Origin of the sequence: Streptococcus sp. 27098_8_75 (genome assembly GCF_041432475.1) — a bacterium.
GTDB lineage: Bacteria > Bacillota > Bacilli > Lactobacillales > Streptococcaceae > Streptococcus > Streptococcus gordonii.
On sequence record NZ_JAPVZR010000003.1, the window covers coordinates 71899 to 94257 of the forward strand.

Consider the following 22359-nt stretch of genomic DNA (forward strand, 5'->3'; position numbering starts at 1 on the left):
GTCGTTATGTATAAGATTTTGGTCGTAGAAGATGATACTACTATCAACCAAGTCATATGTGAATTTTTAAAGGAAAGTAACTACAGTGTTACACCGGTTTATGATGGGGCAGAGGCTCTACGTCAGTTTGAAGAAGAGACTTTTGATTTAGTCATTTTAGATATGATGTTGCCATCCGTTAGTGGTTTAGATGTCCTAAAGGAAATCCGTAAGACATCGCAGATCCCAGTCATGATTTTAACTGCTCTAGATGATGAATATACCCAGCTAGTGAGTTTTAATCACTTAATCAGCGATTACGTGACTAAGCCTTTTTCACCCCTCATTTTGGTGAAAAGAATAGAAAATATTTTACGTCGAACTGCCGTTTATTCTGAAATTGTCATCGGTGACTTGCGCGTGGTTTTAGAAGATTGTACGATTTTCTGGCAAGGAGAAAAGCTAGCTCTGACCAAGAAGGAGTATGAAATTCTAGAAGTTCTTGCTAAACGTAAGGGCCATTTAGTGACAAGAGACCAGCTTATGAATACTATTTGGGGCTATAGTGAGCTAGATAGTCGTGTCTTGGACAATCATATTAAGAATATTCGCAAGAAAGTTCCTGGAATTCCTTTGTCAACCATTACTGGTATGGGCTATCAATTGGGTGGAGATCAGGCGTGAAGATTGTAAAAAAGAATTTCCTGCTGACCAGTTCGATTATCTTTGTCGTTGTCACAGTAGTGCTTGCTAGTCTCTATTTTGCTATGCCAATCTATTATGAGCAAGTAAAGAGTAGAGAAGCTAATCATGAATTTGAACAAGTGACTCAGCAAATGAAGGGAAAGTCGATTGACGAAATGAAATCTCTTCTCACTGATTATAGTCATAAAAATAATCGAATCTGGTTTAATTTGACAGACGCCAAAGATCAGGTCATTTACCCGACTGTTGAAGTAAGTGAAACCCAAGATTCCTTACAACTAACAATCCTTCCTACCATGGCTGATGGAACAGCTAAGCATAAAAGTATCAGTAAGAAGCTTAAAACATCAGATGGAAAAATCTTGACCCTGCAGGGAGAATATTCTCTGCAGCCCGTCAGTGATGCCAGTCATATTTTGCTCAATCTCTATCCTTTTGTTTTAGTCGTATCCCTTAGCCTAGGAGGACTTTCTGCCTATCTTTACAGCCGGACCTCTAGTCAGCGGATAAAGGATATATCGGCTGCAACTCGTCAGATGACCAGTTTAGCGCCGGATGTTGTTTGTGTAGCTAAAGGAAAAGATGAAATCGCTGAACTCGCTCAGGATATCAATCACCTTTATGCCAACCTGATGACAAGTATGGAAGCGTTGAGAGTGGAAAATGAAAAGGTTGCAGAGAGTGAAAGAGAGAAGGCTGAGTTCCTTCGTATGACTTCCCATGAGCTGAAGACGCCAATAACCAGTATGATGGGAATGATTGACGGTATGATATACGGCGTAGGGGAATTCAAGGATCGAGATACCTACCTTCATAAATGTCGAGAAATTTTAGAAGAGCAATCCGCTCTGGTTCAGTCCATCTTAGCTATCTCTAAAATGGAGATGGGAACAGAGGTGACTGAGGAAGTCTTTTCGTTGAAGCAGGTTCTAGAAGAAAATCTCGGCGCCTACAAACTGATGGCAGACATGAAGCACTATCAGTTCCAAGTGAGTTTAGAAGAGGCTGAAATGAAGGGCAATAAGATCTACTTGGTCAAGGCGATCAAAAATCTCATTGATAATGCTTTTAACTATACTGTTCAAAATGGGAAAATCTTAATCCGCCTTGAAGAACACCTCTTGGTCATTGAAAACCAGGCTGAGCGTGTTTTAGATGAGACTCAGATCCAGCAGATCTTTCAACCATTTTACAGGCCGGATTATAGCCGAAACCGGAAAGATGGAGGGACTGGCCTGGGACTCTTTATCGTTCAGCAAATTTTAGATAAGCATCAGTTTGCTTATAAGTTTGAAGCTGTTGATGGTAAATGGATGCGATTTAGCATTTCCTTTTAATTGAAAACTCTTAGACAAGCAGGAATAGATTTTACAATCTAATAAGAACACCACAGAACAATGTGGTGTTCTTATTTTTTTTGATTTTGTGTAAAATAGACAAAGATAGATTGACAGCGCTTACATATAGTGCTAGAATGAAGCTGTAGTTTGCTGAAGAATAATAGTAAGAGGCCCTCAGAAAGCCTCTTTGACTGTAGTTAAATTTGCGCCAATAGGATTTATTTGATTAAGAGGTGTTTTCAGTAAAACGTGAGTCTTAGAAAAATATAATGAGTAGTTTGGCTTGATTTATCAGTAATTTGCTAGTTTATGTTTTGCAGTATCTGATACTAATTGGCTTTTAAAATAGTGTATTATAGTTTAATTTCCTAATTGTTTCTCCTCTTTAATGATCTTGCTTTCTATTTAAGTTTAAGAAATAGAGTAGATATTTTCAAAAAAGAGAAGTAGTTAACTTGCCTTTTTAAAAGGAGGCATTGTATAAAGCGAAAGAGGGGTGGAGCGTTTCAAGCTTTTGAAAGTCCTGAATGTATTTAAAAATTTTTTCGTTATTTGTTTATCAAACGGCAGTGAAGGAAATTGTATCTACTAGCCTTGACTGCTGATTTTGAAAACATGGTATAAGGAGTCATTTTATGAAAAAATCAACCATTGTTTCGATTGTAGCTGCAAGTTTATTGATTAGTCCTCTTGTTTTGGCACGTTATGTTCAAGCAGACGAAGTTGGCTCAAATAGTGTTGAGCCAGTGTTAGCGACCAGTACGGATCAAGAGTCTAGTCCTGATAAATCGGTATCTGAGCAAGTAGCGTCAAGTGAGAATGCCGAAGTGTCTAAGGAAAGCTCTACAGAAAATGTAGGGCAAAAAGCGGTCGTTGAGGAAGCAATCGATTCCAATCAATCTATAGGTGAGAAGGAAAATCATTTCGATAAAGCAGTTTCTGAGTCTTCAAATGTATCAGATAAATCAGCTACGGACAAGGGAGCGGTTCCTGAAAAGCCAGTAGCAGATACTGGTAGTGATACTGAAAAGAAAGTTGATCCAAGAGAAGAGAACAATTCAGCAACTGTAACTTCGAATAAAGAGCCAGGAAATGATAGAAGTGCTACTAGAGTGTCTAATCCACCTAAGACGACCTTAGCAGACTTGTCAGAAGTAACTGGTCAAGCAAGGACTGAGGAAGATTCTAAGAAGGAAGCAACAGTTGGCGAAGCTGTTAATCAACTCTTGAAATGGGCATCGACAAAAGAAGGACAAGTTGGTTCAACTGACCAGGATCGTTTAGCCTTTGCTAAGAGTCTAGGAATGATTGACCAAAAGGCGAAAGGATCCGATCCAGTTACAGACCTTGTTACTATGGTTGCTGCAGCTAAAAAACTCCATGCTGCTTACAGAGCAGAGCGCAAGACACCTCTCTTTATGAATGGTAGAGCACAGCCTATTTTCCCATTTACTCGTGGTGATGATCCTGAACATTATTCATATGAGAATAGTGATATTGTTCGTTATGTTGTTTATGTTGAAACGGACTATGATACAGATGGAGATGGGAAACCAGACTTGGTAAAGACCTTCGTCCAAGTTCCGAAAGCTGCTGTAAAAGGGGATTATAAAGCTCCGACAATCTTTGAAGCTAGCCCATACGTTGCAGGTAGAAGAACGTACCCTAGAAGGGCTTGGTCTCAAAGAGGGTGGCAAATTTGACATGGCTAAGCTCTATACCAAGCCAGACAAGAGAAAAGCAGTCAAAGAAGTTTCGACAGAAGAGGTTGCAAAAGCGACTAAACCTAAAGATTGGTACTATGTCAATCCACGTGAAAGTTCAGCAGATTACACTCATTATGATTATGAAAACCTGAACTGGTACAATTATTACCTAGTCCGTGGTTATGCGGTTGTAACAAGTAGTGGCTTGGGCTCAAAAGGGTCAGATGGAATCAATACAACTGGCTCTGATTTGGAAGTTGCTGCCTACAAGAGTATTATCGAATGGTTGAATGGCAAACGCAAGGCCTATGCGGATAAAACAAGCAATCGGGAGGTCAAGGCGGATTGGTCGAGTGGCAATGTTGCTATGACTGGTTTGTCTTGGGCTGGAACAACTACTTTTGGGGTTGCATCTACTGGTGTAGAAGGTCTTAAAACAATAGTACCGGCAGCGGGAATTGCCAGTTGGTATGATCACTTTAATAGTCAAGGTTCTCCTCTTGATACAGGTGCCTCAAATGATCTATCTTGGTTGTCTGTTTATACCTCTGGTAGGATCTTAGACAAAGATGACTGGGATAAAATTAAAGACTACTATGCTGCTTATATCACAAAACTCAACGAGCTTCAACACAAGGATGGTCATAATTATAATGAAGAATATGCTAAGCGTGACTATACCTTAAATGCAGCCAATCTAAAAGCTGCTCCTTTGCTGATCCAAGGTCTAAATGATGATAATGTTAAACCAAAACATTTTGAATTAATGCTAGAAGCATATAAAAAGGCAGGTATAGATCCAAAAGTATTGCTCCACCAAGGAAATCACGTTTATCCATCCACTCGCTGGGCAGGAACTACAGTGGCTGGTCAAGCATTTAATGATTTAATGAATCAATGGTATAGTCATTATTTATTCGGTCTTCAAAATGGCATTGAACATCTTCCGCAGGTGACTGCTCAGGACAACCTAGATCCAACCAAGTGGCGTCGATTTGACAAATGGGAAACAGGCAATAAAATCACTGCTCGTTCCTATTCCAAGAGAGAGGATGTGACTGTATCTAGTGATTTTTATGGCACGGGTGAAAATTGGACTACGAGAAACCAAGACGCAGCCTTTCATTCATCTGCTGTCAGTGCTTCATATGCGGCTCCAGTTGATCGTGATATTACTATTAAAGGCCATATCCCTCTTCATTTTAGTGCAGCCTTCTTGAAAGGTGATAAGAAGCATGCCCATGTCAGCGCGACTTTGATGGATGTATCTGATGAGGAATTTGATGTTGTCAAAGAAGAAATCACTTATGATAAGGACGGTTATAGTACTCGTACACTCGAAAAAGAAACGGTTGATGAAAAAGGGGACTGGCATGGTAGCAATCTAGACAGTCTTCCGGTTAAAGAATACAAGACGCATAAAGTGAAAAGTGTGGTTATCTCTAGAGGCTGGATGAATTTGGCTAACCCAGATTCAGGTTTTAATTCTGCAAGTTCTAGACATTCAATCGATCTAAAAGAAAATGAGTACCACAACTATACTATGTACTTGCAGCCAAACTTGTATACTGTTAAAAAGGGTCATCGTCTGGTCCTAACCTTACATGCTTTTGACCCAGACTACATTTATTATGCTGATCCATACGAAGTCAAGTTTAAGACAGATTCTATTTCTGCAACGATACCAATTGTAGAAGAAAGTCAATCTCTCTTACTTCGTTACCAACCAAATGAGAAAGATACCGAGTATGCTAAGTTAGCAGACCGCATCCTAGCAATTGCTAAAAAGAACCCTGCGGTAGAAAAGGACAATCAGCAGGACAAGGGAAGTGGCTCTGATCTTAAGCCAGGAGGACAAATGGATCAACAACCACCAGTAGGACGGGACTCTATGGAATTCCGTAAGGAACAAAAGGTTGAAATCGCTAATCTTGAACACAAAGAAAATGATGCTTCTTCAAAAGAAGTGGCTCTTTCAAGAGAAGCAAGACTTCCTGAAACTGGTCAAAAAGAAAATTCTTGGTCAATCTATGGTATGCTAAGCTTACTTTTAGCCGGATTATGGAAAGTGATTGGTGGACGTAAAGAAAAGAAATAATGCTATCTCAGCATTTTATTTACACTTGGCATTTCCCATCTTGCTTGCTGGATTAACTTGAAAGTCTGGAGAAGAAATACTGACCTCTAATGTATCTCCTTTAGTGTTATGAAGCTAGCATCTTGAGAAAGGCAAATTTTTCTTAGCAGTCTAGCCGATAAATCACACCCTGAAAGTTAGAAATGATCTAACCTTCGGGGTGTTTTAATTTGAAGTATTTTAAAATAATTGAAGTTTATGCTTTTGAAAAAATCAGGAAAAAATAAGTAGATACAAGATGTCTCAGCTAGTTGTTAGAGAATGAAAATGGGGTAGTTGAATGTGTAAAGCTAGGAGTCAAATTCCTGCAAAAATGATATAATAAACCTATATTTTCTAGAGGAAAAGGCAGGCTATGAAATTACTTTATACAGATATTCGCCATTCTTTGACCAAGGTTTTAGTGGCTGAGGCTGAGAGTTTGGTGGCAACTGGTAAGCGAGTCTTTTATATTGCGCCAAATTCGCTTTCTTTTGAGAAGGAGCGGGCGGTTTTGGAGTGCCTGAAAAACAAGGCTTCCTTTGCCATTACGGTGACGCGCTTTGCCCAGATGGCTCGGTATTTTGTCCTCAATGATGTACGGAAAGGGCAAAGTTTGGACGATATTGGTCTGGGAATGCTAATTTATCGGACCTTGACAGAGTTAGATGATGGAGAGCTTAAGGTCTATGGTAGGATTAAGAAGGATCCCCAGTTTATCCAGCAGCTGATGGATCTTTACCATGAATTGCAGACTGCCCAGATGTCCTTTGCGGATTTGGAATTTCTTGAGGAGCCTGAGAAGCGGGAGGATCTGGTCAAGATTTTTACAGCGGTGACTGCTGCTCTGAATAAGGGCGATTTTGATTCGTCTTCTCAGATTGCCGCTTTTGCCCAGCATATTCTGGCTGGCGATACCGATGAGGAATTGGAGAATCTAGCTCTGGTCATCGACGGCTTCACTCGTTTTTCTGCTGAAGAGGAATACCTAGTCGGTCTCTTGCATCGAAAAGGTGTGGAGATTATTATCGGAACCTATGCCAGCCAAAAAGCCTATCGAGCAGCCTTTCGTGAGGGCAATCTCTATCAGGCCAGCGTGGATTTTCTGAGAAAGCTGGCCGAGGACTATCAAGTCAAGCCTGACTATATCCCTCATGCGGAAGCAGAAGATGCCTTTGGACGGATTTCCAAGATCTTGGAGAGTCGTTATGACTTTTCAGAATCAACGGTGAGTCTTAGTGAGACAGACCGCTCGCAGCTTCAGATTTGGGCAACTATGAATCAGAAAGAAGAGCTGGAGTATGTGGCTAAGTCTATCCGGCAGCGGGTTCATGATGGTGTGCGTTATAAGGATATTCGTCTACTCTTGGGGGATGTGGAAGCCTACCAGCTTCAGCTCAAGACCATTTTTGACCAATATCAGATTCCCTACTATCTTGGGAGGAGCGAGTCGATGGCCCAGCATCCGCTGGTTCAGTTTGTTGAGTCCTTGGAGCGACTCAAGCGTTATAACTTCCAATTGGAAGACCTGCTCAATCTTTTAAAGACAGGTCTCTACGGAGATTTGACTCAGGAGGAGCTGGATCATTTTGAGCAATATCTGCGCTTTGCGGACATTAAGGGAGCCGGCAAGCTAGCCAAGGATTTCACGGCTAATAGCCAAGGAAAATTTGACCTTGGCCGTCTCAATCACATTCGCCGCCGGGTCATGGCTCCACTGCAAGACTTTTTCAAATCCCGCAGTCAGACGGCATCGGGACTCTTAGCTAAGTTTACGGAGTTCGTCCAAGCAGCTCGTTTGTCGGACAATTTGACGGCTCTGCTACAGGGAGCAAGTCAGCAGGAGCAGGAGCGCCATGAGGAAGTTTGGAAGGCTTTCAGCCATGTCTTAGAGCAGTTTGCTCAGGTTTTTGCAGATAGCAAGGTCAAACTGGATGATTTTCTAGCCTTGATTCTGTCGGGTATGCTTTTGTCCAACTATCGGACGGTGCCAGCGACAGTAGATGTGGTCAAGGTTCAGTCTTATGACCTGATAGAGCCTTTAGCAGCTCCTTATGTCTATGCGATTGGACTGACCCAGGAGCGTTTCCCTAAAATCGCGCAAAACAAGAGTTTGCTCAGTGATGAAGATCGGGCTCGGATCAATGACGCAACGGATTCTCAGGCGGAACTGCAGATTTCTAGTTCTGAGAATCTCAAGAAGAATCGCTACACAGCGCTGTCGCTGATAAATTCTGCTACCGAAGAGCTGGTCTTGTCTGCGCCAGCCTTGGTCAATGAAGTAGAGGACAGCATGTCGACCTATCTGCTGGAATTGACTGCAGCTCCGCTTTCCTTGCCCATCATTGTCAAAAAGCCTCAAGCTTCCAGTGACGATATTGGTAGCTACCGAGCTCTCTTGTCTCAGATCATCGAACTCAACCAAGAGGAGATTGACCGAGAGTGGACAGCAGAGGAGCAGACTTTTTGGGCGGTGGCTGTGCGGGTTCTCCGCAAGAAATTGGCAGCAGAAGGCATCAGTATTCCACAAATCAGCAAGGAACTGAAAACGGAGCCTCTGCAACCGGAAACTCTACAAGCCCTTTATCCAAAAGATCAGCCCCTTCGACTTTCCGCCTCTGCTTTAAACGAATACTTCAAAAACCAATATGGCTATTTCATCAAATATATTCTAGGATTACAGGAAGAGTGGACCATCCATCCGGATGATAGAAGCCACGGGAATTTTCTGCATCGAATTTTTGAGAAAGTACTTCAGAAGGATACTAGTCGAGACTTTGACCAGCGACTAGAAGTGGCAATTGACGAGACTATGCGGGAGACTGAATTTGAAAGTCTATACAATGAATCTAGCGAGAGTCTCTTTACTCGTCAATTGCTGCTAGATACTGCTAAGTCAACTGGTCAAGTTCTGGCTCAGTCAGCTGATATTGAAACGATTGGGGAAGAAACAGTCTTTGGGAACAGTAAAGAACCTTTCCTTATCTTGGAAGATGGCAGAGCTGTTAGTGTTCGAGGCAAGGTGGATAGAATTGACCGTTTGCTAGCTGATGGGAGTCTGGGAGTCGTGGACTATAAGTCCAGTGAGACTAAGTTTAGCTATGAAAAATTTTTTAATGGTCTGAATTCTCAGCTTCCGACTTATCTAGCGGCTATCCAGGAACTCCAAGGTCAGCAGGAAGGTAGAGATCTTTTCGGTGCCATGTACTTGCAAATGACAGAGCCTATTGTTGCCCTTAAAGATACCAAAGAGCTAGGAGATGCGGTCAAGGAAGTTGCGAAAACCATGCAGTACAAGGGACTCTTTTTAGCAGATAAGCTGGTCTCTTTGGGTCCTGTTTATGAAAAGAGCAAGGTTAATAGTCTCAGTCAAGAAGAACTGGCTATTTTACTAGCTTATAATGAAATTCTCTATAAAAAAGTAGCTGAAGGCATTCTAGCTGGCCACTTTGAGATCAATCCCTATACAGAAAATGGCCGGAATATAGCACCTTACGTCGATCAATTTAAGGCTATTACAGGCTTTGAAGCCAATCGCCACCTAGGCCAAGCTAGACAGTTAGATAAATTAGATTTGACTAAATTTGAAAAACGTCCAGTTGGTGAGAAACTGCGCCGAGCATGGATAGAAAAGATGAGGGAGGAGTTGAAAAAATGAGGAAGAAGTCTTTTTTAAGTCCAGAAGAAATCAGTCAGCTACAGCATTTTGAAGCCACTTCTAATAAAGAACAAAAACGGACTGCTGAGCAGATTGAGGCTATTTATTCCTCAGGTCAAAACATCCTAGTCTCTGCATCAGCTGGGTCAGGGAAAACCTTTGTCATGGTTCAGAGGATTATTGACCAGATCCTCCGTGGAGTATCCATCCAGGAACTCTTCATCTCAACCTTTACCGTAAAAGCGGCAGGAGAACTCAAGGAACGTCTAGAAAAAGAGTTAAGTAAAGTCCTCAAAGAGAGTCAGGATGAAGAACTTAAACAGCACCTAGCCCAGCAGTTAGCGGCTATTGCCACGGCTGATATTGGGACCATGGACTCTTTCACACAAAAGGTTCTCAACAAGTATGGCTATCTTCTTGGATTGGCTCCCAATTTTCGTATTCTCCAATCTGCAAGCGAGCAGACCATGTTGAAAAATGAAGTTTTTCAGCAGCTTTTTGAGCAATATTATTCTGGTGAGCAGAAGGATATTTTTGAAAAGTTAGTCAAAAATTTCACGGGCAAGAAAAAGAACATCTCTGGTTTTCGCCAGCAAGTCTACGCCATTTACCAGTTTCTCCAATCAACCAGCAATCCTCAGAGATGGTTGCGGGACTTTTTCCTTAAAGGCTATGAGGAGACAGATTTTTCGCGTGAGAGAGACAAAATTTTACAGCAAGTGAAAGGTGCTCTTTTTGACCTCGAAGATTATTTCCGTTTTCACTTGGATAACGAGGGACGTGAATTTGCAGGAGCTAAATACCAGGAAAATGTGTTGCTTGCGCTAGATAAACTGGGGAGTTTGCAGGAATTGTCCTCTGAGCAAGACTATTTCCGTGTTTTAAAAGACGTGGTTCTTCTATCACGGGCTAGCGGTGGCCGAGCCTTGACCATCACTACTCGCAAGGAAGAATTAAAAGAGCTGGCTGATACCTTTAATCAAGGACGTAAAGAACGAATCGAGCATTTGCGAGCTCTTGAGTCCAGCCTCTATCAATTTGAGTTCCTTGAGAAGTATCAAGATGATAGTCTGCCTCTCCTAGATTTGTTGCGCGATTTCATGAGTGATTTTACTCGAACTTATCTTGAGAGGAAAAAAACAGAGAATGCTTTTGAGTTTGGGGATATCAGCCATTTTGCGATACAGATTTTAGAGGACTTTCCACAGGTAAGAAGCTTCTATCAAGAGCGTTACCATGAAGTCATGGTCGATGAGTATCAGGATACCAACCACACTCAGGAGCGAATGTTGGAGCTCTTATCTAACGGCCATAATCGCTTTATGGTGGGGGATATCAAACAATCCATCTATCGTTTTCGTCAAGCAGATCCTCAGATTTTCAATGATAAGTTTCGGCTTTATCAAGCAGATCCAAGCCAAGGGAAACTGATTGTCCTCAAGGAGAATTTCCGTAGTCATGTAGAGGTACTGGAAGCAACCAATGATGTCTTTAAGAGACTGATGGATGAGCAGGTCGGGGAAATCAACTATGATGAGACCCATTATTTGGTGGCGGGAAATCCGACGAAAGCATCACCTAACCCCAAAAATAGGGCTGAATTCCTCCTTTATGATTCGACGGTAGCAAGCGAGGAACTAAGCGGGGAAAGTATCTCAGCTGGAGAAGTGTCTCTAGTTATCAAAGAAATCATTCGCCTGCATGAGGAAGAAGCGGTTGCCTTTAAGGACATTACTCTTTTAACGGCTTCTCGGACTCGAAATGATATAATTTTGGCTGAGTTTGCCAAGCACAATATTCCTCTTGTACCAGATGGAGGAGAAGACAATTACCTCCAGTCTGTCGAAGTCATGGTTATGTTGGACACTTTGCGAACGATCAATAATCCCTTAAATGACTATGCCTTGACAGCCTTACTCAAATCAGCAATGTTTGACTTTGGAGAAGATGAGCTGGCTCGAATAGCTCTTCAGAATAGTCAGGAAAAATCGCAGGAAAATCTCTATGAGAAGTTAGAAAATGCCTTGACTAATCAAGGATTGCATCCAGACTTAATCTTGCCAGACCTTAAAAAGAAGCTAGAGCTCTTTAAAAAGACGCTCTTATCGTGGAGAACCTTTGCTAAAACTCATTCTCTGTACGATCTGATTTGGAAGATTTATCAAGACCGCTTTTATTATGACTATGTTGGTGCCTTGCCCAATGGAGCACAGCGTCAAGCCAATCTCTATGCCCTATCACTCAGAGCTAATGACTACGAGAAATCAAGCTTTAAAGGGTTGTCTCGATTCATTAGTATGATTAATAAGATTTTAGAGAACCAGCACGATTTGGCTAGCGTTCCCTATGCCGCACCGCAAGATGCGGTTCATTTGATGACAGTTCACAAGAGTAAGGGACTAGAGTTCAAGTATGTCTTTCTGCTTAATATGGACAAGGCCTTTAACCGCCAAGATACCAGTTCTAGCATTATCTTGAGTCGTAAAAATGGGATTGGGATTAAATATATCGCTGATGTAGAGGTTGAATATCCAGAAGAAGTAAAACCAAGATCAATCCGTTTGTCAATGGACACGCTACCCTACCAGCAAAATTTAGAAGAGATCAAGCTAGCAAGTCTTTCTGAGCAGATGCGCTTACTTTATGTAGCCATGACACGGGCTGAAACCAAGCTTTACTTAGTTGGAAAAGGTAGTCAAGAAAAACTTGAGAAACGAAGCTGGGGACAGGTAGAAGAGGGACGTTTATCAACTTCCATACGTAGTCAGCTAACTTCTTTCCAAGATTGGATTTATGCTATCCAGACTGTTTTTTCAGAAGATCAGCTTGCTTTTGATTTGAGATTTGTCAGAGACGAAGATTTGACTGCTGACAAGATTGGCCAGATCCACCATTCAAATCCCTTTGATGCGGATGATTTGACAGACAACCGTCAGTCCGATGATATCGGCAGGGCTCTGGATATCTTAGAAAGTGTAGATCGACTAAATAGCCAATACCGCTCTGCTATTGAGCTACCTAGTGTTCGAACGCCAAGCCAGATTAAGAAGTTTTATGAGCCAATCATGGATACGGAAGGCCTGGATATCATGGATGAGCGAGTAGCTTTTCGGCCTCAGCCTAACTTTGACTTGCCTGATTTTGGCCGGAAAGCCAAGGTGACCGGGGCTCAAGTCGGTAGCGCTGTTCATGAACTTATGCAAAGGATTCCTTTAGATCAGAAGCCGGACTTGTCTGTTTTAAAATCAAGTCTAAAACAGGTCCAAGCAGAAGAGTCTGTGAAAAAACAGATTGACCTCAACAAGATTGCAAGTTTCTTTGAAACTCAGCTTGGTGAAATCTTGCTAGCTAATTCAGATAAGTTGCATCGAGAAGCACCATTTGCCATGCTCAAGAGGGACGAAATCAGTGGTCAGGACTTTGTTCTTCGGGGGATTCTGGATGGCTATCTGCTCTTTGAGGATCGGATTATCCTCTTTGACTACAAGACGGATAAATATAAGGATTCATCAGAGTTGATTGCTCGCTACCGAAGCCAGCTAGACTTATATGCTCAAGCTCTCAGCCGTTCATATGGTATTTCTCAGATTGAAAAATATTTGATTCTGTTGGGAGGTGAGAAGCTTCAGGTGGTTCAGGTGGATTGATTGGTTGGTTGATTTCAGAAAGGAAAGAATTAGATGGAGCAGTTAGAACGAATTCAAAAAATGGAAGGACATCTGAATAAATATGCTCAAGTCCTAGCAGATGCTCAGAAAGCTCTAGATCAACTGGAGCGCTGTCAAACTGAATATATTCAGCTGAGGGACTATTATACTAGTCAGAAATTTTTTGATGATTTAGAGTTCTCGAATGGACCGGATTTCCCTGAAAATATAGCTTGCGGTGTCTTAAGCGAAGATGCTGTCTATGACCTAATGGGGGAGCATTTTGAAACAGCGATTAGTCTGCTGGATTTGTCCAGTTCCATGTTAAAAGAACGATAGTATGTTTTAAAAATACAAATAAAATTAATAATTTTCATTTTTCTCTTGCTTTTTATTTAAAATTCATGTAGAATATTCAACAATAAATTGAAAGCGATGAGAGAAAAAGTCTAAGACAAGAAACAGAGAGTGCCTATTGGTGAGACGGCATCCAATCCTTAGACGACACATTCTTGAGTGCGGGTGCGAAATCTGTCAGTAGACCGAGACTAGTGTCCGACGGCTGATTACCGTTATCAATCTGGAGTCTCGTACTCCCAGAGGGTCCTCAGGCGACTGGGGTCCGAATAAAGGTGGAACCACGTGTCAACGTCCTTGCAAAGTTTTTTTGCGAGGGCTTTTTATTATATCTAAACCAGAAGATTCCCCTATTTTCCTTTACCAAAGCGGTAAATTTCGTCTTTCAATTATTGGAAGTTCTAAAAGATAATCAGAGTCATATAATGGCTAGTGTGTGAAAGAGAGGTGGCAAAATGGTTAAGCTAAAAGGTCTCAGGCAAATCAATCCTTATGTAGCGGGGAAGCAGCCCAATGAGCCAGACATGATTAAGCTCAATACCAATGAAAATGCTTATGGGCCAAGTCCTAAGGTGGCAGAGGCCCTGCAGAACTTTGATGCCCAAGAGTTGCGCAAGTATTCCAGTTTGGATCAGGCGGAGCTCTGTCAGGCTTTGGCTGCAAATTTGGGTGTATCACCCAACCAGCTCATTATCGGCAACGGGAGTGACGACATCTTGTCCATGGCTTTTCTGGCTTTCTTTAACAGTGGCGAGTCGGTCTTATTTCCAGACTTGACCTATGGTTTTTACAAGGTCTGGGCGGACCTCTACCAAGTGCCTTTTCGAGAAATCCCTCTGTCAGCTGATTTTGAGGTCCATCCGTCAGATTTTTTTGGAGACAATGGCGGCATTATCCTAGCCAATCCCAATGCTCCGACAGGGATTTATCTGCCGCTGGATCAGTTGGAGGAAATTCTGGCGTCTAATCAGGATGTAGTAGTGGTGGTGGATGAGGCTTACATTAACTTTGGCGGTCAATCTGCCCTGCCTCTTCTAGACACCTATCCCAACCTCTTTATTACACGGACCTTTTCCAAGGATGCTGCTTTGGCTGGTCTGCGAGTGGGCTACGGTATCGGTCATCCAGACTTAATAGCTGTCATGAAAGCTGTCAAGGATTCCATTAATCCTTACTCGGTGGATCTGTTGGCAGAGCGCTTGGCTCTTGCTGCGGTGGAAGATTGGGATTATTATTTGGAGACCGGCAGAGCCATCCAAGAGACCCGAGATTGGTTTGCTGGGGAATTGGCTGTGCTGGATTTCCAAGTCCTGCCTAGTCAGACCAACTTTGTCTTAGCCCAGCCTAGTGGAATTTCTGCAGCAGAGCTTTTTCAGCAGTTAGAGGAGCGTCGGATTTATGTACGGTATTTTCCAAAAGCAGAGCGAATCAAAGACTTTCTGCGCATCTCTATCGGACGGCGAGAGGAGATGGAAACTGTCCTAGAAGCTATCAAGGACAGTTGCAGCAGCTGAGAGTTTGACTCAAAGCCAGCTAGTGTAAAAATAGATCTAGAAAGGAAAGCAGCCTATGAATAAAATCACCCTTCCGATTGGCATGCACGACAAGCTTTTCAAGAGGGCGCGTGTGACTTATGAGATTGAACGGGACATCAGTGATTTCCTGATGGCTCAGGGCTTCAATCGAATTGACACGCCGACTTTGGAGCACTTTGAGGTCTTCAGTGACCATGTGGAGCCCCATCATTATCATCTTTTCGATAAAAAAGGCGAGCTATTGGTGCTACGGCCAGATGTGACCAGCCAGATTGGTCGGGTTATTGCTTCGACCAGGGTGCATACTCCGACCAAGTTTTCCTATTCGGGCAAGGTCTTTCACTATCAAGAAGAGCTGCGCGGTCTTGCTAACGAGCTCAGCCAAGCTGGTATTGAGATTATCGGCTATCCAGCTCGCGAGGCAGTGCTTGAGGCTATCAAGACAGCCAAGCAGTCGCTGGATTTGGCGCAGGTTAAGTCTTATCAGTTTGAGTTTTCCCATGCAGCAATCCTGCAGACAATCCTAGAGAGTTTGACCTTGGGTTCGCAGGAGGAGGCCCAGCTGCTAGATTATATTCGCAAGAAAAATAGGACAGGGATCTTTGAATTCACCCAGACCAGACCGAGTGAATTTGATGATTTTTTACAAGAACTTCCCTATTTGTTTGGACCTAGCCAACAGGTTTTAGCTAGGGCTAGAGAGATAGTTGACAACGAGCGGATATTGACGGCTCTAGATGATGTGGAGCAGGTTTTGCAGAGTCTGTCAGACTTGCTAGATCAGACAACCATGGACTTGGGGCAGGTAGCATCCATGCCTTACTATACTGGCCTGACCTTCAAGGTCTTTGGCGACCGAGTTCCAGATGCTTTTCTGTCTGGTGGTCGCTATGACCAGCTTTTCAAGCGCTTCGGGGCAACAGAGCTGACGGCTATCGGCTGGTCCCTAGATATTGACAGTGTCTATCAGGCCATTCATGATGACCTGCCGGACGAGGGCGGAAAGGAAGGTGATGGCAGATGAGTCAGATTACTATTGCCCTGACTAAGGGGCGGATCGAGGAAGATACGGTCAAGCTCTTGGCCCAGGCTGGCTTTGATATGTCCTTCATGGCAGACAAGGGGCGCAGCTTGATTTTTGAAAGCCCAGACAGTCGCTTTCGCTTTCTCTTGGTCAAAGGTCCTGATGTGACAACCTATGTGCGCCATGGAGTTGCTGATCTAGGAATTGTTGGCAAGGACATTCTCTTTGAGCATCCGACCGGCTATCTGGAGCTGCTGGATCTGAACTTTGGCCTTTGTAAATTCTCACTGGCCTCAGTACCCAGCTATGACCCCCATGATCACAAGCGCAAGCGAATTGCGACCAAGTACCCAACGGTAGCGACTGATTATTTTAATCAAAAAGGAGAAGATGTGGAAATCATCTCCATCCAAGGCAGTGTGGAGATTTCACCGGTGTTGGGTCTGGCGGATGCCATTGTCGATATTGTGGAGACGGGGCATACCCTGTCAGCTAACGGTCTGCTGGTTTTTGAAGACATTTGCCGGGTGTCGGCCCGCCTCATTGCTAATCAGGCTTCCCTGAAAAATAACCCGGATATCATGCCTTTTGTGGCAAAGATTGAATCCCTAGTAGGAAGAAGAGAGGTAGCTTTTAAATGACTATTATCAAACGTTTAAGCGGAAGTAACGAAGAAATTTCACGGATTTTATACGAAGAGCAGTTGCAGCTTAGTCAGCAGAACTTAGATGTGGAAGAAACGGTGGCTGAAATTATTGAAAGGGTCAAAAAAGACGGTGACCAAGCTTTAAGAGACTATACCAAGCTCTTTGATAAGGTTGAGGTGACAGATTTTGAGATTGGGCAGGAGCTAATTGACAAGGCCTTTGAGGAGATTGACCCAGAGGTCTTGGTCGCCCTGAAAAATGCCCAAGCTAATATCGAATCCTACCACCGCCAGCAGTTGGAGACTGGTTTTGAGGACAGTCCCAGTGAGGGCGTTATCCGTGGTCAGTTGATTCGGCCGATTGAGCGGGTCGGCACCTATGTACCTGGCGGCACCGCAGCCTATCCGTCCTCCGTTCTCATGAATGTTATCCCAGCTAAGATTGCTGGTGTCAAAGAAATCATCATGATTACACCACCCCAGGAGCACTTTACTCCAGCGATTTTGGTAGCCGCCAAGCTAGCTGGTGTGGATCGGATTTTCCAAATTGGCGGAGCCCAAGGTGTAGCAGCTTTAGCCTACGGTACTGAGACCATTCCCAAGGTGGATAAGATAACTGGACCGGGCAATATCTTTGTGGCTACAGCCAAGAAGATGGTTTATGGTGTCGTGGGAATTGACATGATTGCTGGTCCTTCGGAGATTGGAGTCATTGCGGATCGTTCAGCCAGTCCAGTCTATGTGGCGGCCGACCTTCTGTCGCAAGCTGAGCACGACAAGCTGGCTCGGGCTATTCTGGTGACCGATTCAGAGGAGCTGGCGGACCAAGTCGAAGCAGAGCTGGACAGACAGCTGAAAGAGCTACCGCGAGAGGAAATCGCGCGTGCTTCGATTGAGAATAACGGCCGCATTATCCTTGCGCCTTCCAAGGAAGCCATGTTTGAGCTTATGAATCAGGTGGCACCTGAGCATTTGGAAATTGCCATGGATGATGCCTACAGCTATCTGGACCAGGTTGAAAATGCTGGCTCTGTCTTTCTGGGGCATTATACTAGCGAGCCAATCGGTGACTACTATGCGGGAGCCAATCACGTTTTGCCGACAACCAGCACCAGTCGTTTTTCATCAGCGCTGGGAGTTTATGACTTTATCAAGCGCATCCAATACACCCAGTACAGCCGTGCTGCTGTAGGAGCGGCTGACAAGGATATTACCAGTCTGGCCTATGCAGAAGGCCTGCAGGGACATGCCAAGGCCATTGAAGCCCGCAGACAGAAAAAATAGAAGGAGTTGCCATGAGACAAGCTGAAATCAAGCGTAAAACACAGGAGACCGATATTGAGCTGGCTGTCAATCTCGACCAACAGGAGCCGGTTGCCATTGAGACTGGTGTCGGATTCTTTGACCATATGCTGACCCTTTTTGCCCGCCACAGTCGGATTTCTCTGACGGTTAAGGCTGAAGGCGACCTATGGGTGGACAACCACCATACGGTTGAGGATGTGGGCATCGTATTAGGACAGGCTCTGCGTCAGGCTTTGGGAGACAAGGCAGGTATCAACCGCTACGGCACTAGCTTTGTGCCTATGGACGAAACGCTAGGCATGGCCAGTCTGGACCTATCCGGTCGCTCCTATCTGGTCTTTGAGGCGGATTTTGATAATCCCAAGCTAGGGAATTTTGATACCGAGCTGGTGGAGGAATTTTTCCAAGCCCTAGCCTTTAATCTGCAGATGAATTTGCACCTGAAAATCCTTCATGGCAAGAACAGCCATCACAAGGCGGAAAGCCTCTTTAAAGCGACTGGGCGAGCTTTGCGGGAGGCTATTACCATAAATCCAGAGATTCATGGAGTCAACTCCACCAAGGGCTTGCTCTAGTTTGTCCTTCTGAGTGAAAGGAGTTGATGTAGAGATGATGATTGTTATTGATTACGACGCGGGAAATACTGCCAATGTCCTCCGTGCTCTGGCTCATGTCGGAGTAGAAGCGCGCCTGTCAGCTAATCCGCAGGAAATTTTGGACGCAGATGGATTGATTTTACCAGGAGTCGGTGCTTTTCCTACTGCCATGCAGGAGTTGAAAAGACGAGGGCTGGTGTCAGTTATCCAGCAGGCTGTGGCCGATGGCAAGCCTCTCTTGGGCATTTGCTTAGGCATGCAGCTCCTGCTGGAGTCTGGATTGGAGAATGGTCAAAGCTCTGGACTGGGTTTGATTCCCGGTGTTTGCCGTCGGATTCCGGATCAGGCTGGTCTGCCTGTGCCTCACATGGGCTGGAATGACTTACAAATCCGTCAGTCGTCTGTCTTGACAGCTGGTCTTGAGGGCCAGTCAGTCTATTTCGTCCATAGCTACTATACAGATGTTCCGAAGGAGTACTTGGATGTGACGGCTGATTATGGGTTGTCTATCCCAGCCATGATTCACCGAGGATCGGTCTTTGGCTGTCAGTTTCACCCAGAAAAGTCAGGTGCTGTAGGCCTCGGTATCCTAGAGAAGTTTAAGGAGTATGTCTATGAAAATACTGCCCGCTATTGATATCAAAGACGGTCAGGCCGTCCGCCTTTTTAAAGGGGATTTTAGTCAGAAGACGGTAGTCAATCCCGATGTTTTGGAGCAAGCTCGAGTTTTCAAAGAAGCCGGGGTTACCATGATTCATGTGGTTGACTTGGACGGAGCCTTAGAAGGTCGGGCGGCCAATCGGGATTTGATTGCTCAGATTAAGTCGCAGACTGGCCTAGCTATCCAAGTCGGGGGTGGCATCCGCAGTCTGGAGCAGATTGAAGATTACCTAGCGGTTGGCATTGACCGTGTCATTATAGGCTCTATGGCTGTTAAGAATCCTGATTTTGTTAAGGAAGCGCTGGAGCGCTTCGGAAGCAACAAAATCGTGATTGGCATCGATGCGAAAGAGGGGCTGGTTGCGACTGAGGGCTGGCTGGAAACCAGCAGTCAGGACTATATCAGTCTGGCATTGGCCATGGAAAAAATCGGCGTCCGTCTCTTCGTCTATACAGATGTGGACAGAGACGGGACTCTGACTGGCCCCAATATCCAGCATTATCAAAAATTGCTGGCGTCCCTTAAGCATGCTCAAGTCATTGCCTCAGGTGGTATTCAGTCAGCGGATGACTTAGAAGAGCTGAAAAAGCTGGGCTTGGCTGGTGCCATTGTGGGCAAGGCTTATTATAGTGGACGAATTAGCCTAGAGCAGATCAAGGAAGCAGAAAGGGGCTAGCCATGCTGAAAAAACGAATCATTCCCTGTCTGGATGTCAAGGACGGCCGGGTGGTCAAGGGTATCAACTTTGTCAATCTGACTGATGTAGGCGATCCAGTTGATGCGGCCAAGGCCTACTATGAAGCCGGCTGTGATGAGTTGGTCTTTCTGGACATCACCGCCACCCATGAGGAGCGGGATACGACGGTCGAGATGGTCCGGCGCGTGGCGGAGCAGGTTTTCATTCCCTTTACCGTCGGGGGCGGCATTCGCACGGTTGAGGACATGAAGCGGATGCTCCAGGCTGGGGCGGATAAGGTTGCAGTTAATTCATCAGCATTGGCAAACCCTCAGCTTTTAGCTGACTGCGCTGAGAAATTCGGCAGTCAATGCGTGGTGCTGGCCGTGGATGCTAAGAAAGAAGCGGATGGCAGCTGGCATGTCTATCTGGCTGGCGGCCGCAAGGACAGCGGTCGCGACCTGTTAGACTGGGTCCAAGAAGCTGTCAGTCTTGGAGCGGGGGAAATTCTTTTGACCAGTATGGACAAGGACGGGACCAAGTCTGGTTTTGACTTGCCAATGCTGGAAGCCGTCTCCCAAGTGGTTTCCGTTCCTATCATCGCATCTGGTGGTGCTGGCAGTAGCCAGCATATCCTAGAAGTTTTTGAAAAGACTGCAGCGACAGGTGCCTTGGCCGCTTCGATTTTCCATTATGGTCAGGTCTCCATCGCAGAGACCAAAAAAGCCATGCGGGAAGCTGGATTGGAGGTGCGCATCTGATGACAGAAGTAAAGTTAGATTTTCAAAAGCAAGGCGGTCTCATACCTGCCATTATCCTAGACCACACCAGCAAAGAAGTCCTTATGCTGGCCTATCTCAATGAAGAAGCCTACCATCTGACCCGCACCAGCGGTCAGATGTGGTACTGGAGCCGGTCACGTCAGGAGCTTTGGCATAAGGGAGCCACCAGCGGCCACTATCAGACTGTCAAAAAAATCACAACTGATTGCGACCAAGATACCCTGCTGATCGAGGTAGACCAGCTGGGAGCAGCCTGCCACACCGGTGCCAAATCCTGCTTTTTCCATACAATCTGGAATGAACAAGACGGCAAAACTGACTAAAAGCTCCCTTACTTTTGTACTTGGTTAATGCAAAAATAAAACTACGACATCAGTCTGCCATTGGAAAGAATTGCTTTTTATAGTAAAATAAGGACAGTAACAAGGAGATACTATGCTAAAAACTCTCTATCAAGAAGCCCTCAAACGCAAAAAAGAGCCCAAGGAAGGCTCCTATACCAGCTATCTCTATGACAAGGGGCTGGACAAGATTCTCAAAAAAGTCGGTGAAGAAGCGACAGAAGTGGTCATTGCGGCTAAAAATGCTGACAAGGACGAGATGGCCAATGAGACAGCTGATTTGCTCTACCATCTGGCGGTCTCTCTCGTCGAGACTGGTGTCAGTCTGAAAGAGGTAGAAGCCGTCCTCCAGGCCCGTCAGGGCAAGCAGAGCCGGATTCACGATCGACCTGAAATTGACCAATACTAAAGTGACACAAGATTTGCAGAAAGGCGGTTCAGCATGCGCGACAACCATCTTCATACCTATTTTTCCTATGATTCTGAGGCAGATTTCTGTGACTATCTGGACCATTACGAGGGCGAGATTGTCACCACTGAGCACTATGATTTGTCTAATCCCTACCCTTACGAAGCTGCCTCGCCCCACGATGATGTGCCTGACTATGTGGCCTATTCAGCAAAAATAGCAGAGCTGAACCAGCAATATGGCAATCGCATTAAAAAGGGCATTGAAATTGGCTATTTTGCTCCGCGTAAGGACGATATCCTAGCCTTCCTAGCGGACAAGGACTACGATTTGAAACTCCTATCTGTCCACCACAATGGCAGTTTTGACTATCTGGAAGAGCCAGTCCTGCAGTTGGATAAGATGGAATTAATTCCCCGCTACCTAAGAGAGTTAGAAGAGGCTATTGAGGCTGTACCAGCAGATGTCTTAGCTCATTTTGACTATGGTTTCCGAAAATTTGCGCTTACCGTAGAAGAGTTAAAGACTTTTGAACCAGAGCTGCGACATCTTTTTCAAAAGATGATTGACCACGATCTGGCCTTTGAGCTCAACTGCAAGTCCATGTATCTTTACGGCCATGAGGAACTCTATATCTACGCTCTTTCTCTAGTCAAGGAGCTGGGTGGCCAGCGCTTTTCAGTGGGATCAGATGGCCACAAGCTGGAGCATTTTAGACTTGGTTTTGATCAAATCCAGAAAATCTTGGAAGCCTTTGAAATTGGGGAAGATGAGCTCATCTAACGTCTGTTAGACCTGCCTATGCTAATAAAGAAACAAAATATGAAATAGGACGTTCTAAAAAGTGCCTGTTTACCTAACTGTTATTCAAGAGAG

At 44.6% G+C, this 22359-nt stretch carries 18 protein-coding genes; all 18 read left to right on the top strand.

What is annotated here, in order from left to right:
• Nucleotides 1–6: 6 nt before the first annotated feature.
• The 18 genes from O3640_RS05820 to O3640_RS05905 all read left to right on the top strand — a co-directional run bounded on the left by O3640_RS05820 (nt 7) and on the right by O3640_RS05905 (nt 22266).
• Nucleotides 7–663, top strand: a complete 657-nt coding sequence (locus tag O3640_RS05820) for a response regulator transcription factor (RefSeq protein ID WP_008809355.1) — start codon at nt 7–9, stop codon at nt 661–663.
• Nucleotides 660–2021, top strand: a complete 1362-nt coding sequence (locus tag O3640_RS05825; RefSeq protein WP_061596816.1) for a HAMP domain-containing sensor histidine kinase — start codon at nt 660–662, stop codon at nt 2019–2021. The genes O3640_RS05820 and O3640_RS05825 overlap by 4 nt, the downstream gene beginning before the upstream one ends.
• Nucleotides 2022–2659: 638 nt before the next feature.
• Nucleotides 2660–3727 carry a hypothetical protein gene (locus tag O3640_RS05830; protein ID WP_268709750.1) on the top strand — a complete coding sequence of 356 codons (1068 nt, stop codon included), beginning with the start codon at nt 2660–2662 and terminating at the stop codon, nt 3725–3727.
• Between the two features lies 1 nt (nt 3728).
• Nucleotides 3729–5828 (top strand): CocE/NonD family hydrolase, encoded by a 2100-nt coding sequence (locus O3640_RS05835; protein ID WP_268709749.1) that lies wholly within the window; start codon nt 3729–3731, stop codon nt 5826–5828.
• A 394-nt stretch (nt 5829–6222) separates the two neighbouring features.
• A complete protein-coding gene (gene rexB / locus O3640_RS05840) occupies nt 6223–9504 on the top strand; it encodes an ATP-dependent nuclease subunit B (RefSeq protein WP_268709748.1) in 3282 nt (1093 codons plus the stop codon).
• Nucleotides 9501–13151: a helicase-exonuclease AddAB subunit AddA gene (gene addA, locus O3640_RS05845; RefSeq protein ID WP_223349886.1), complete on the top strand. Its 3651-nt coding sequence runs from the start codon at nt 9501–9503 to the stop codon at nt 13149–13151. Before rexB ends, addA begins: the two co-directional genes overlap by 4 nt.
• Before the next feature lie 33 nt (nt 13152–13184).
• The gene (locus O3640_RS05850; RefSeq protein ID WP_061601354.1) at nt 13185–13490 is read left to right on the top strand and encodes a DUF4298 domain-containing protein; all 306 of its coding nucleotides are present in this window, start codon (nt 13185–13187) and stop codon (nt 13488–13490) included.
• Between the two features lie 473 nt (nt 13491–13963).
• Nucleotides 13964–15022 (top strand): histidinol-phosphate transaminase, encoded by a 1059-nt coding sequence (hisC, locus tag O3640_RS05855; RefSeq protein ID WP_268723224.1) that lies wholly within the window; start codon nt 13964–13966, stop codon nt 15020–15022.
• A 55-nt stretch (nt 15023–15077) separates the two neighbouring features.
• Nucleotides 15078–16067 (top strand): ATP phosphoribosyltransferase regulatory subunit, encoded by a 990-nt coding sequence (locus O3640_RS05860; RefSeq protein WP_223349888.1) that lies wholly within the window; start codon nt 15078–15080, stop codon nt 16065–16067.
• Nucleotides 16064–16708 (top strand): ATP phosphoribosyltransferase, encoded by a 645-nt coding sequence (gene hisG, locus O3640_RS05865; protein WP_223349889.1) that lies wholly within the window; start codon nt 16064–16066, stop codon nt 16706–16708. The genes O3640_RS05860 and hisG overlap by 4 nt, the downstream gene beginning before the upstream one ends.
• Nucleotides 16705–17997 carry a histidinol dehydrogenase gene (gene hisD / locus O3640_RS05870; protein ID WP_223349890.1) on the top strand — a complete coding sequence of 431 codons (1293 nt, stop codon included), beginning with the start codon at nt 16705–16707 and terminating at the stop codon, nt 17995–17997. The genes hisG and hisD overlap by 4 nt, the downstream gene beginning before the upstream one ends.
• Before the next feature lie 11 nt (nt 17998–18008).
• On the top strand, nt 18009–18593 hold the full coding sequence (gene hisB, locus O3640_RS05875; RefSeq protein ID WP_223349891.1) for an imidazoleglycerol-phosphate dehydratase HisB: 585 nt from the start codon (nt 18009–18011) through the stop codon (nt 18591–18593).
• 34 nt (nt 18594–18627) lie between these two features.
• The gene (gene hisH / locus O3640_RS05880) at nt 18628–19251 is read left to right on the top strand and encodes an imidazole glycerol phosphate synthase subunit HisH (protein ID WP_223349892.1); all 624 of its coding nucleotides are present in this window, start codon (nt 18628–18630) and stop codon (nt 19249–19251) included.
• On the top strand, nt 19229–19951 hold the full coding sequence (gene hisA / locus O3640_RS05885; RefSeq protein ID WP_223349893.1) for a 1-(5-phosphoribosyl)-5-[(5-phosphoribosylamino)methylideneamino]imidazole-4-carboxamide isomerase: 723 nt from the start codon (nt 19229–19231) through the stop codon (nt 19949–19951). Before hisH ends, hisA begins: the two co-directional genes overlap by 23 nt.
• A 2-nt stretch (nt 19952–19953) precedes the next feature.
• A complete protein-coding gene (gene hisF, locus O3640_RS05890) occupies nt 19954–20712 on the top strand; it encodes an imidazole glycerol phosphate synthase subunit HisF (RefSeq protein WP_223349894.1) in 759 nt (252 codons plus the stop codon).
• Nucleotides 20712–21056, top strand: a complete 345-nt coding sequence (gene hisI, locus O3640_RS05895) for a phosphoribosyl-AMP cyclohydrolase (protein ID WP_111723867.1) — start codon at nt 20712–20714, stop codon at nt 21054–21056. The genes hisF and hisI overlap by 1 nt, the downstream gene beginning before the upstream one ends.
• A gap of 112 nt (nt 21057–21168) precedes the next feature.
• The gene (gene hisE, locus O3640_RS05900) at nt 21169–21483 is read left to right on the top strand and encodes a phosphoribosyl-ATP diphosphatase (RefSeq protein WP_227955632.1); all 315 of its coding nucleotides are present in this window, start codon (nt 21169–21171) and stop codon (nt 21481–21483) included.
• A gap of 33 nt (nt 21484–21516) precedes the next feature.
• On the top strand, nt 21517–22266 hold the full coding sequence (locus O3640_RS05905) for a PHP domain-containing protein (protein WP_111723865.1): 750 nt from the start codon (nt 21517–21519) through the stop codon (nt 22264–22266).
• Nucleotides 22267–22359 lie beyond the last annotated feature (93 nt).